The following is an 11,486-nucleotide window of genomic DNA, read 5'->3' on the forward strand; positions in this document are numbered from 1 at the left end:
CGCCCCATTTGTGGGCGCTGGCCGTCAGCACCGACCAGCCGGACGGGACCGGCATCCGGCCGGCCGTCTGCGCCGCGTCCACCAGCAGCGGCACCCCGTGCTCGCGGCAGGCCGCGGCGGCCTCGGCCACCGGCTGCAGCGTGCCGACCTCGTGGTTGGCCGTCTGCAGGCAGGCCAGCGCCGTGCCCGGCCGGGCGACCGCCTCGGCGAACCGGCCAGGATCGACCCGGCCGCTCAACGCGACGCCCACGGTCTCGACGCTGCCGCCGTCGCGTTCGTGCAGTTCGGCCGCGTGCAGCACGCTCGAGTGCTCGACCGCGCCAGTCACGAGGTGGCGCCCGGCCCTCCGCCTTCCGTGTAGGGTGCCGAGGACACCGAGATGCACGGCCTGCGTGCCCGAAGAGGTGAACGACACCTCGTCGGGGCGTGCGCCGAGCGCCTCGGCCACCTCCGTGCGAGCCTGCTCCAACAGCAGGTGCGCGCGGCGGGCCTGGCCGTAGAGTCTCGCAGGGTCCGCCCAGCCGACGTCGATCGCCGCCAGCAGCGCCTCGCGCGCCTGAGGGTGGAGCGGTTCGCTCGAAGCCGCGTCGAAGTAAGCCACAAGACTCATCGTCCCACTTCCGGCCCCACCGAGGGGTCGCGCGGTAGGGCGGGGCCCCTGCACGCTAATGTGTCTGCTTGTCAGTCTGCGCTTGATGCAGAAAGAGCAATACGAGCGCCCAAGGGAGAGCCTCTTGGGCTTCATCTGTGGGGTAGGCGATCCGTGAGTCCGACTCGCCGTACGACGCGGCGTTCGTTGGCCCGGCGCAGGGTGCCGCGAGCCGCCGCTTTGGCGTTGCTGCTGGCCACTGCTACGGCGTGTGCTAATGACGTCCCCGAGGCCGACTGGTCTCGCGGCCTTCTTCCCGACCACATCACGGAGCAGGGCGCGATCGTCCAGAATCTGTGGAACGGGGCCTGGATCGCCGCGCTCGCCACGGGCGCCGTCGTCATCGGCCTGATCATCTGGGCCACCATCTTCCACCACAAGCGCAAGGCCAAGGCCGAGCTGCCTCCGCAGGTGCGTTACAACCTGCCGATCGAGATGCTCTACACCTTGATCCCGCTGGTGATGGTGTCGGTGTTCTTCTTCTTCACCGCCCGCGACGGCGAGGCCCTCACCCGGGTTGACGGCGACGCCCAGGTCAAGGTCAAGGTCGAGGCGTTCCAGTGGAGCTGGCGCTTCACCACCACCACCTCCGATGGCAAGACGCTGAAGCCGGTCGTCGGCGTGCCGGTGAGCGACTACCACCAAGGCCCCCAGCTCGTGCTGCCGCAGAACAAGAAGATCGAGTTCGATCTGGAGACCGACGACGTCATCCACTCGTTCTGGATCCCGGAGTTCCTGTTCAAGCGGGACGTCATCCCGGGCATCCCCGAGGGCGACCCCGGCCGCAAGTTCGAGGTCACGACGCTCAACAAGACCGGCGTCTTCGCCGGCCGGTGCGCCGAGCTGTGCGGCGTCGATCACAGCCGAATGCTCTTCTCGGTGAAGCTCGTCACTGACGCCGAGTGGAACCAGTACCTCACGACCCAGGCTGGGAGTGCCCAGTGACCGCCATCCACGAACCCCTGACGACCGCGCCGGTCCGGCCCACGAAGAGCCCCAAGGGTCAGATCATCGCCAAGTGGCTGTCCTCGACTGATCACAAGATCATCGGGCACATGTACTTGATCACGTCGTTCGCCTTCTTCCTCATCGGCGGCGTGATGGCCCTTGTCATGCGGGCCGAGCTGGCGCAGCCGGGGCTGCAGTTCACCAGCAACGAGCAGTTCAACCAGCTCTTCACCATGCATGGCACGATCATGCTGCTGATGTTCGCGACGCCGCTGTTCGCCGGCTTCGCCAACGAGCTGATGCCGCTGCAGATCGGCGCCCCCGACGTGGCGTTCCCGCGGCTGAACATGGTCAGCTACTGGCTCTACCTGTTCGGCAGCCTCATCGCCGTCTCCGGCTTCTTCACGCCGGGCGGCGCGGCCTCGTTCGGCTGGTTCGCCTACACGCCGCTGTCCAACGCGATCAACTCGCCCGGCATGGGCGGCGACCTGTGGATCATGGGCCTGGCCCTGTCCGGCCTCGGCACGATCCTCGGCGCGGTCAACTTCATCACCACGATCATCTGCATGCGCGCCCCCGGCATGACCATGTTCCGCATGCCGATGTTCACCTGGAACGTCCTGCTGACCAGCATGCTCGTGCTGATGGCCTTCCCGGTGCTGGCCGCCGCGCTGCTGGCGCTGGAGTCCGACCGCAAGCTCGGCACCCACATCTTCGCCTCCGAGAACGGAGGCGCGCTGCTCTGGCAGCACCTGTTCTGGTTCTTCGGCCATCCCGAGGTGTACATCATCGCGCTGCCGTTCTTCGGCATCGTGACCGAGGTCATCCCGGTCTTCAGCCGCAAGCCGGTCTTCGGCTACATCAGCCTCGTGGCCGCGACGATCTCGATCGCCGGTCTGTCCATCACGGTCTGGGCGCACCACATGTTCCCGACCGGGCAGGTGCTGCTGCCGTTCTTCTCCTTCATGACGTTCCTCATCGCGGTGCCCACCGGGGTGAAGTTCTTCAACTGGATCGGCACCATGTGGCGCGGCCACCTGAGCTTCGAGTCGCCGATGCTGTTCTCGGTCGGCTTCCTCATCACCTTCCTGCTGGGCGGCCTGACGGGCGTCATCCTGGCCTCGCCGCCGCTCGACTTCCACATCAGCGACACCTACTTCGTCGTCGCGCACTTCCACTACGTGGTCTTCGGCACCGTCGTGTTCGCGATGTTCGCCGGCTTCTACTTCTGGTGGCCCAAGTTCACCGGCAAGATGCTCGACGACAAGCTCGGCAAGCTGCACTTCTGGCTGCTGTTCATCGGCTTCCACGCCACGTTCCTGGTCCAGCACTGGCTGGGCATGGCCGGTTTCCCGCGCCGTTACGCCGACTACAGCCCGGCCGACGGCTTCACCGACCTCAACCTGCTCTCGTCGGTGGGCGCGTTCGTCCTCGGCGCCTCCACGCTGCCGTTCTTCTACAACGTCTGGAAGACCTGGCGCAGCGCGCCCAAGGTCACCGTGGACGACCCGTGGGGCTACGGCAACTCGCTGGAGTGGGCCACGAGCTGCCCGCCGCCGCGGCACAACTTCACCTCGCTGCCCCGCATCCGGTCCGAGCGGCCCGCCTTCGACAAGCGTTACCCGCACGCTTCCGCCAAGTCCGACCACCCGGAGGTTGAGTCCTGATGAAGGTGCAGGGTTGGCTGTTCCTGCTGTGCGGCGTCTTCTTCGCCGGTGTGGACATCGCCTACTGGTTCTGGACGAAGGCCGCCATGGGCAGGGGTGAGCCGGTCGGCACCACGGCCATGGCCATCTCGGTCGGCTTCGCGTTCATGGTGGGCTACTACCTGATGTTCACCGCGCGGCGCATCGGCGCGCAGCCGGAGGACAACAAGCAGGCCGAGATCAGCGACGGCGCGGGCGAGCTCGGCTTCTTCAGCCCCAGTAGCTGGTGGCCGCTGTTCCTGTGCCTGGCGGCGGCCTTCGCCTTCGCCGGGTTCGTGATCGGCTTCTGGATGTTCCTCATCGGGGTCTTCCTGGTCATCATGGCCATGATCGGGTTCGTGTTCCAGTACTACCGGGGGAACTTCTCGCACTGAGCGGCGTTCCCGGAGCGGGCGGCCTTCCTTCGGGAGGACGCCCGCTTTTTGGTGTTCTTTACCAGTGCACGCATGTGGTGATTCGATCACTCAGGGTAATAAAGGAGGCAGAAGCGGCTCGATCATGGACGAGGGAGTACTCGTGGGGCGCGGAGCGTATGGAACGGCCGGCCTGCTGGCCCTGGCGCTGCTGACAGCGTGCTCGGCGGGACCGGCGGAGGACCCGAAGAGCGTCGCCATGGCGGGCGGGGCCCGTAGCGCCTCTGTAGGGGTCTCTCCGGCGGACAAGAGTGCGAACGTGCCCACGGACCAGGCCGTCGTCGTCTCGGTCCAGGGAGGCACGCTGAAGAGCGTACGGGTGGACGGTGGCAAGTCCGGGCCGCTGAAAGGCGTCCTGAGCGCCGACGGCAGCCGCTGGCGCAGCATCGGCACCGCGCGTCCCGGCTCCTCCTACACGGTCACCACGGTCTCCGTGGACGGCTCCGGACGGACGAGCGAGAACAAGAGCACGTTCAGCACCGTCAAGGGCAACAAGACGTTCGACATCAAGAACATCACCCCGAACAAGGACGACACGGGGCTGACGGTCGGGGTCGGCATGCCCGTCATGATCACCTTCGACCAGCCCATCGCGGACCGGGTGGCGGTCGAGCGCAACCTCGCCGTGCACAGCTCCAAGCCGGTGGAGGGGGCCTGGCACTGGTTCGACGACCAGCACGTGGACTTCCGGCCGGAGAAGTACTGGCCGGCGCACACCAAGGTACGGGTGGAGGCCGATCTGGCCGGCGTACGCGGCGGGCCCAGCATGTACGGCAAGCGGAACGTGCGGCTCGACTTCAAGATCGGCCGCTCGCAGATCACCAAGGGCAGCACCGACGAGCACGTGCTGGTCGTCCGGCGCAACGGCAAGAAGATCCGTACCATGCCGATGAGCGCCGGCCAGGGCGGGCAGTGGAAGTACTACACGACCTCCGGCATCCACCTGGCGATGTCGCGCGAGCCCGTCACGGTGATGACCTCGCCCGGGATCGGGCCGGGCTCGGCGGGCTACTACCAGCTCACCGTCTACAACACCGTGCGGATCTCCAACAGCGGCGAGTACGTGCACAGCGCGCCCTGGTCGGTGGGGTCGCAGGGGAACTCGAACGTCAGCCACGGGTGCGTGAACATCAGTCCGGACAACGCGTCCTGGTTCATCAAGAACACGCTGATCGGGGATCCGATCATCATCACCGGGTCGCCGCGGAAGCTGGAGCCCACCAACGGGTGGGGGCACTGGCAGGAGAACTGGAAGCAGTGGCTCAAGTGGAGCTCGCTCAAGGCCGGCCCGACGATGGTGCTGCGCTGAACCGGCCCGCGCGGGTGGGTTCAGGGGCCTGAGCCCGCGAAACCGGCTCGAGGCCACGTCTGAGACCGGGCCACCTCTGAGGCCCGGTCGCGTCTGAGGCCGGATCACTTCCGAGGCCCGGGTCCCGTCTGAGGCCCGGTCGCCGCTGAGGCTCGGCCACGTGTGTGGCCGGGCCAGGTGCCGAGGTCGTGCCAGGGCCGGGCCGGGGCCTTGGCCAGGGGCTCGGGTCAGGGCTGTACCTGAGGTCGGGCCAGAGCCGGGCTCATGGCGGGTCCGGGTTGAGGTCCTGCCGGTGCCGGTGCCCCGGTCAAGGCTGGGCTGAGGGCTGGGGTCGGGGTCGGGGTCGGGCCGGCCTCAGGAGGCCGGGCCGAAGGCGCCGCTGACCTGGATCCAGCGGTCGAGGGTGGCCGCCGCCGCGCCGGAGTCGACCGCCTGGACGGCTCGCGCGTATCCGCCGGCCATGGCCGAGTCGAGGTCGTCGCCGGGGCCGTCGAGCGCGACCAGCGCCGCCGCCGCGTTGAGCAGCACCGCGTCGCGCACCGGGCCCGTCTTGCCGCCCAGCAGGTCGTGCACGGCCTGGGCGTTGAAGGCGACGTCGCCGCCGCGCAACGCGCCGACGTCGGCGCGCGCGATGCCGAGCACCGACGGGTCGAACGTGGTCTGCGTCGCGGTGCCGTCCTTGACGACCCAGACGGTCGAGGTGGCGGCGATGGTGAGCTCGTCGAGCCCGTCGTCGCCGCGGAAGACCAGGGCGGAGACGCCGCGCTCGGCGAAGACGCCCGCCAGCACCGGCACCATGCGGGCGTCGTAGACGCCGATGGCCTGGGCGGCGGGGCGGGCCGGGTTGGTGAGCGGGCCGAGGAAGTTGAAGATCGTGGGGACGCCGATCTCCTTGCGCGTCGGGCCGGCGAAGCGCAGCGCGGGGTGGTAGACGGGGGCGAAGCAGAACGCGATGCCCGCCTCGCGCGCCACCCGGGCGGTCTGCTCGGGCGTGAGGTCGAGCCGGATGCCCAGGTGCTCCAGCACGTCGGCGGCCCCGCAGGAGGACGAGGCGGCGCGGTTGCCGTGCTTGACGACCCTGGCCCCGGCCGCGGCGGCCACGACGGCGGCCATGGTGGAGACGTTGACGGTGTGCGCCCGGTCGCCGCCGGTGCCCACGATGTCGACCACCGGCCCCTCCACGCTCAGCGGGGTGGCGAGGTCGAGCATGGTGCGGGCGAGCCCGACGACCTCGGCCACGGTCTCGCCCTTGGCGCGCAGCGCGACCACGAAACCGGCGATCTGGGACGGCGTGGCGGAGCCGGACATGATCTCCCGCATCGCCCAGGCCGACTCGTCGGAGGTCAGGTGCTCTCCGGACAGGAGAGCGGAGAGCAGGGTGGGCCAGGTCGTCCGGGAGTCCATGGGCACCTACTTGGCGTTGAGACGGGTGGAGGAACGGCGGCGCATCAGCTCGGCCACGGTGTCGGCCACGATCATGGGCTCAAGGGGCTGCGACACGACCGCGTCGGCCTTCGACCAGTCGGCCAGCCAGCGGTCGTCGCGCCTGGCGATGATCAGGCAGATGGGCGGGCAGTCGTAGACCTCGTCCTTGGCCTGGCGGGAGACGCCCATGCCGCCGGCGGGCTGGGTCTCGCCGTCGAGGACGGCCACGTCGATCTCGCCCGAGCCCAGCCACTGGTGGACCTTGGGCTCGGTGGCGCACTCCACGATCTCCACGAGGGGTACGTCGGCCGCCGGCCGCCTGCCGATGGCCTGGCTCACCTCGGCCCTGGTGGCGGCGTCATCGCTGTAGACGAGGATCTTCATCTTCTCGTCGGTGCTCCCAGTGGACATCGGTCGCGCTCGCTATCAGTCGAAGCGGTATGGTCACCTGGGATCGTACCGGTGTGCCGGGATGCATACCCAGGGCACCATGCCTGGTGGGTGTTATATGCCAATTATCCCAGGTTGGGTCCCGGTTTGTACCTGCAAACGGGGGGTCGTGCGCCGGACCGACCACCGGAGCCGCAATAATGCTGCCCGTGGCGACAGCATCCGCAATAACTTCGACGACGACAGCACAGTCGTACCGCAGACCGAATCTGGTCAGCGTCGGTACGATCGTCTGGCTGTCCTCCGAGCTCATGTTCTTCGCGGCGCTGTTCGCGATGTACTTCACCATCCGGTCGGTGAGCGAGGGCAAAGGCATCGAGTGGGGACCAGCGTTCCTGCCCGCCGGAGCCGAGGCCGCTGAGGCAGCTCACCTGAACATCCCGTTCGCGACGGTCAACACGATCATCCTGGTTCTGTCGAGTGTGACGTGCCAGCTCGGTGTGTGGGCCGCGGAGAAGGGGCAGGTCGGCAAGCTCCGCTTCTGGTACATCATCAGCTTCCTCATGGGCGCGGTCTTCGTCGCCGGGCAGCTGTACGAGTACGGCGAGCTGGCGTCAGAGGGCGCGACCCTGTCCGCCAACGCCTACACTTCGGTGTTCTACCTGACGACGGGCTTCCACGGCCTGCACGTGACCGGTGGGCTGATCGCGTTCCTGTTCATGCTGGGACGCACGTACGCCGCGAAGCGCTTCACGCATGAGCAGGCCACCAGCGCGATCGTCGTGTCCTACTACTGGCACTTCGTAGACGTCGTCTGGATCGGCCTTTTCGCGACCATCTACATCATTCGTTAAGGAACGGGATCTCAGTGACTAGGATCACCGCTTGGCGGCGGCATCCCCTCGCGAGATACGCCGTCCTGATTTTGGCGTTGGCGCTGGTCGGGATGGCATACACCGCCTTTGTCCAGGTGGGTAAGCCTGCCGACGCGGCACTGGCGGCAGGCAAGGTCGACGACGCGGCCGAGGGCAGGAGCCTGTTCGAGAAGCACTGCATGAGCTGCCACGGCACCAACGCTCAGGGCACCTCCACCGCCCCCACCCTCATCGGCGTCGGCGCGGCGGCCGTCGACTTCCAGATGAGCACCGGCCGCATGCCGGCCGGCGCCCCCGGCCCTCAGGCCCCGCGCAAGCCGCTGCCCGAGTGGGTCGACGAGACCAAGATCCGCCAGATCTCGGCCTACGTGCAGTCGCTCGGCGGCGGCCCGCAGGTGCCCGGGGCGGAGCAGGTCGACCCGAAGCTCGGCGACGCGGGCAAGGGCGGTGAGCTGTTCCGCGCCAACTGCATCCAGTGTCACAACTGGGCGGGCGCGGGCGGCGCCCTGACGCAGGGCAAGTACGCCCCCAACCTCAATGAGTCGACCCCCACGCAGATCTACGAGGCGATGATCACCGGCCCGCAGGCCATGCCGGTCTTCAACGACACCACGATCACGCCCGAAGAGAAGCGCAGCATGATCGCCTACATCACCCAGGTACGCGAGCAGAGGGACCCGGGCGGGTTCGGGCTCGGCCGCATCGGCCCGGTCACCGAAGGCATCGTGGCGTTCGTGGTCGGCATCGCCGCCCTCGCACTCGCCGCCATCTGGATCACCGCGAAGAAGCGACAGAAGTCATGACAGACAACGAGCACGAGATCGAACAGCCGGACGAGCGCGTGCCCAAGCGCGTCATCGGCACCCCCGCGCCGGGCACCTCGATGCTCGGCACCGCGGAAGTGAAGGCGGAGACCGACCAGGACGTCCCCGGCGTGACGCTGCAGGACCCGGTCAAGGCGCGCAAGGCCGAGAGGATCGTGGCGCTCTGCTTCGCGATCACCTTCCTGGCCTCCATCGCGTTCATCATCTCCTACGTGTACTTCCAGGTCGGCAGCCCCGAGGCGACGGGCACCTCCAACCTGGCGCTCGGCACCTCGCTCACGCTCGCGATCCTGGGGCTGGCGGTAGGCATCGTGATCTGGGTCCGCCAGATCATGCCGAAGTACACGCTGGTCCAGGAGCGCCACGCGATGGTCTCCGACGAGGCCGACCGCGAGGTCGTCGGCGACACCTTCCTCCGGGGCGCCAACGAGAGCGGCTTCGTCCGGCACAAGCTGCTGCGCCGCACCCTGCTGCTGGCCGCCGCGCCGCTTGGCCTGGTGCCGCTGGTGCTGCTGCGCGACCTCGACAACAGCCCCATGCCGGGCGCGAAGTTCAACGAGCAGCTCCGCCACACCGTCTGGGGTGAGAAGACCAAGGAGGGCAAGCCGCTCAAGCTCATCGTCGAGGGCACCGGCCAGCCCATCAGGGCCGCCGACTTCAACTCGCCCGGCGGCATCCTGTCGGTCGTCCCCGAGGGCTACCAGCACGACCTGACCGCCCTCGCCAAGGCGACGGTGATCCTGATCAAGTTCCGCCCGGAAGAGATCAAGAGCGGCGTCCGGCAGAACTGGACGCACGACGGCATCGTCGCCTACTCCAAGATCTGCACGCACGTGGGCTGCCCCGCCGCCCTGTACGAGCAGAACACCCACCACATCCTGTGCCCGTGCCACCAGTCGACGTTCGACGCGGCCGACGGAGCCAAGGTCATCTTCGGCCCGGCCGCGCGGCCGCTGCCGCAGTTGCCGATCACCGTCGACGCCGAGGGCTTCCTCATCGCCCAGGGCGACTTCGACGTGCCGGTCGGTCCCAGCTACTGGGAACGCGGTGACGCCGAGGCCGCGGTCAGGGAGAAGGGAGGCCAGGCATGAGTGAGCTGAAGGCCGCGCCGAAGGCCATCACCGGGCCGTCGAACTTCCTCGACGAGCGTCTCGGCGGCGCCAACTTCCTCAAGCGCAACCTGCGCAAGATCTTCCCCGACCACTGGTCGTTCCTGCTGGGCGAGATCGCGCTGTACTCCTTCATCATCCTGCTGCTGACCGGTACGTTCCTGACGTTCTGGTTCAAGCCCAGCATGATGGAGGTCGCCTACGACGGCTCGTACGCGCCGCTCAAGGGCGTCATGATGTCGGAGGCCTACGCGTCGTCGCTGGAGATCAGCTTCGACGTCCGGGGTGGTCTGCTCATGCGGCAGATGCACCACTGGGCGGCCCTGCTCTTCGTGGCCGGCATGATGGTCCACATGCTGCGGGTGTTCTTCACGGGCGCCTACCGCAAGCCGCGCGAGATCAACTGGCTCATCGGCGTGCTGCTGCTGACGCTGGCCCTGTTCGAGGGCCTGACCGGTTACTCGCTCCCCGACGACCTGCTGTCCGGCGCCGGTCTGCGGATCACCGAGGGTGTGGCGATCTCGCTGCCGCTGGTCGGCACGTACATCACGTTCTTCCTGTTCGGGGGCGAGTATCCCGGCGAGGACGTCATCCCGCGCTTCTACTCGCTGCACATCCTGCTCCTGCCGGGCATCATCCTGGCGCTGGTCACGGCGCACATGGTGCTCATGTGGGTGCAGAAGCACACGCAGATGCCGGGCAAGGGCCGCACCAACAAGAACGTGGTGGGCGCGCCGTTCTACCCGGCCTTCATGGCCAAGGCGGGCGCGTACTTCCTGTTCACGCTGGGCGTGATCAGCGGTCTGGCGACGTTCACCCAGATCAACCCGATCTGGTTGTTCGGGCCGTACACGCCGGCGGACATCTCGGCGGGTTCACAGCCCGACTGGTACATGGGCTTCCTGGAAGGCTCGCTGCGCCTGATGCCGGCCTGGGAGATCAACCTCTTCGGCACGTCCCACGCGGGCACGCTGCCGTTGAGCGTCATCATCCCGGCGCTGGTGCCTCTAGGCATCATCATGACCGGTCTCGCGCTCTATCCGTTCCTGGAACGGTGGGTCACGGGCGACAACCGCGAGCACCACGTCGCCGACCGTCCGCGCAACAACCCGCACCGCACCTCGATCGGCATGTCGGCGATCACGTTCTACGGTGTGCTGTGGCTGCTCGGCGCCAACGACGAGATCGCGGCCAACTTCCACATCAGCCTGAACGTCACCACCTACGCCGGACGGGTGCTGGTCTTCCTCGCACCGGCGCTGGCCTACCTGATCACCTACCGCATCTGCCTCGGCCTGCAGCGCTCCGACCAGGCGATCGTCTCGCACGGCGTCGAGTCGGGCGTGATCAAGCGGCTGCCGCACGGTGAGTTCATCGAGGTCCACACGCCTGCGGCGGACGACATCGAGGCTCACATGCGCGGCAAGGAGGCGGTGCCGATGCTGCCGGTGGCCGAGGACAAGTCGGGCATCCCGCCGAAGGGCATGCGCGGGCCGATCGGCAAGCTGCGCGCTCGCATGTCCAGGGCGTACGGCGGGGAGAAGATCCCGCTGGACGACGGGCACGGCCACGACGACGAGCACGCCGCCATCGGCTCCGGTGGCGACGATCGCGGCAGTAGCCACTGATCCATCTCTGACGCCACAACCGCGCGGGCCCGGACGAGACTCCCTCGTCCGGGCCCGTCGGCGTCTCGGCGCGGTGGTGGCGACGGGACGGTTGCGCGGGCGGACCGTCGTGGCGGGAGTGGCGAGAGTGGCGAGGGGAGGCGGGGGACACGCGTGTGACCCGGCGCGGGCGCGCACCGGGGCAGGCAGGCGCGGGGTGGGACCCAGTGG

Annotated in this window: 11 protein-coding genes; 8 read left to right on the forward strand and 3 right to left on the reverse strand. The window is 68.2% G+C overall.

Annotation, left to right across the window (positions count from 1 at the left end):
• A partial coding sequence (locus FAF44_RS48245) for a cysteine desulfurase family protein (protein ID WP_237110193.1) occupies positions 1–610 on the reverse strand: 610 nt, incomplete at its 3' end.
• Between the two features lie 219 nt (positions 611–829).
• Between FAF44_RS48245 and FAF44_RS48250 the strand changes: the two genes are divergently transcribed.
• The 4 genes from FAF44_RS48250 to FAF44_RS48265 all read left to right on the forward strand — a co-directional run bounded on the left by FAF44_RS48250 (position 830) and on the right by FAF44_RS48265 (position 5,025).
• The gene (locus tag FAF44_RS48250; protein WP_308193529.1) at positions 830–1,594 is read left to right on the forward strand and encodes a cytochrome c oxidase subunit II; all 765 of its coding nucleotides are present in this window, start codon (positions 830–832) and stop codon (positions 1,592–1,594) included.
• The gene (gene ctaD, locus FAF44_RS48255) at positions 1,591–3,264 is read left to right on the forward strand and encodes a cytochrome c oxidase subunit I (RefSeq protein WP_237110194.1); all 1,674 of its coding nucleotides are present in this window, start codon (positions 1,591–1,593) and stop codon (positions 3,262–3,264) included. Before FAF44_RS48250 ends, ctaD begins: the two co-directional genes overlap by 4 nt.
• The gene (locus tag FAF44_RS48260; protein WP_237110195.1) at positions 3,264–3,677 is read left to right on the forward strand and encodes a cytochrome c oxidase subunit 4; all 414 of its coding nucleotides are present in this window, start codon (positions 3,264–3,266) and stop codon (positions 3,675–3,677) included. The genes ctaD and FAF44_RS48260 overlap by 1 nt, the downstream gene beginning before the upstream one ends.
• A 142-nt stretch (positions 3,678–3,819) precedes the next feature.
• Positions 3,820–5,025 (forward strand): Ig-like domain-containing protein, encoded by a 1,206-nt coding sequence (locus FAF44_RS48265; RefSeq protein WP_237110196.1) that lies wholly within the window; start codon positions 3,820–3,822, stop codon positions 5,023–5,025.
• A 354-nt stretch (positions 5,026–5,379) separates the two neighbouring features.
• On the opposite strand, the gene trpD is transcribed toward FAF44_RS48265, so the two are convergent.
• Positions 5,380–6,429: an anthranilate phosphoribosyltransferase gene (gene trpD, locus FAF44_RS48270; RefSeq protein ID WP_237110197.1), complete on the reverse strand. Its 1,050-nt coding sequence runs from the start codon at positions 6,427–6,429 to the stop codon at positions 5,380–5,382.
• A 6-nt stretch (positions 6,430–6,435) separates the two neighbouring features.
• On the reverse strand, positions 6,436–6,861 hold the full coding sequence (locus tag FAF44_RS48275) for a hypothetical protein (RefSeq protein WP_237110198.1): 426 nt from the start codon (positions 6,859–6,861) through the stop codon (positions 6,436–6,438).
• 179 nt (positions 6,862–7,040) lie between these two features.
• Between FAF44_RS48275 and FAF44_RS48280 the strand changes: the two genes are divergently transcribed.
• The 4 genes from FAF44_RS48280 to FAF44_RS48295 are packed head-to-tail and all read left to right on the forward strand — an operon-like array spanning position 7,041 to position 11,276.
• Positions 7,041–7,694, forward strand: a complete 654-nt coding sequence (locus tag FAF44_RS48280; protein ID WP_272896050.1) for a heme-copper oxidase subunit III — start codon at positions 7,041–7,043, stop codon at positions 7,692–7,694.
• Between the two features lie 14 nt (positions 7,695–7,708).
• Positions 7,709–8,518, forward strand: coding sequence for a c-type cytochrome (locus FAF44_RS48285; protein ID WP_237110200.1), 810 nt, complete (start codon positions 7,709–7,711; stop codon positions 8,516–8,518).
• Positions 8,515–9,630, forward strand: coding sequence for a ubiquinol-cytochrome c reductase iron-sulfur subunit (locus FAF44_RS48290; RefSeq protein WP_237110201.1), 1,116 nt, complete (start codon positions 8,515–8,517; stop codon positions 9,628–9,630). Before FAF44_RS48285 ends, FAF44_RS48290 begins: the two co-directional genes overlap by 4 nt.
• On the forward strand, positions 9,627–11,276 hold the full coding sequence (locus tag FAF44_RS48295; RefSeq protein ID WP_237110202.1) for a ubiquinol-cytochrome c reductase cytochrome b subunit: 1,650 nt from the start codon (positions 9,627–9,629) through the stop codon (positions 11,274–11,276). Before FAF44_RS48290 ends, FAF44_RS48295 begins: the two co-directional genes overlap by 4 nt.
• The last annotated feature ends 210 nt before the right edge of the window (positions 11,277–11,486 follow it).

This window comes from Nonomuraea sp. MG754425 (genome assembly GCF_021699195.1).
GTDB lineage: Bacteria > Actinomycetota > Actinomycetes > Streptosporangiales > Streptosporangiaceae > Nonomuraea.

Bases quoted from the DNA above. Each gene is read 5' to 3' on its own strand.
- FAF44_RS48275 (WP_237110198.1), bottom strand. From the start codon at position 6,861: ATGTCCACTGGGAGCACCGACGAGAAGATGAAGATCCTCGTCTACAGC.
- FAF44_RS48280 (WP_272896050.1), top strand. From the start codon at position 7,041: ATGCTGCCCGTGGCGACAGCATCCGCAATAACTTCGACGACGACAGCA.
- trpD (WP_237110197.1), bottom strand. From the start codon at position 6,429: ATGGACTCCCGGACGACCTGGCCCACCCTGCTCTCCGCTCTCCTGTCC.
- FAF44_RS48260 (WP_237110195.1), top strand. From the start codon at position 3,264: ATGAAGGTGCAGGGTTGGCTGTTCCTGCTGTGCGGCGTCTTCTTCGCC.
- FAF44_RS48295 (WP_237110202.1), top strand. From the start codon at position 9,627: ATGAGTGAGCTGAAGGCCGCGCCGAAGGCCATCACCGGGCCGTCGAAC.
- FAF44_RS48290 (WP_237110201.1), top strand. From the start codon at position 8,515: ATGACAGACAACGAGCACGAGATCGAACAGCCGGACGAGCGCGTGCCC.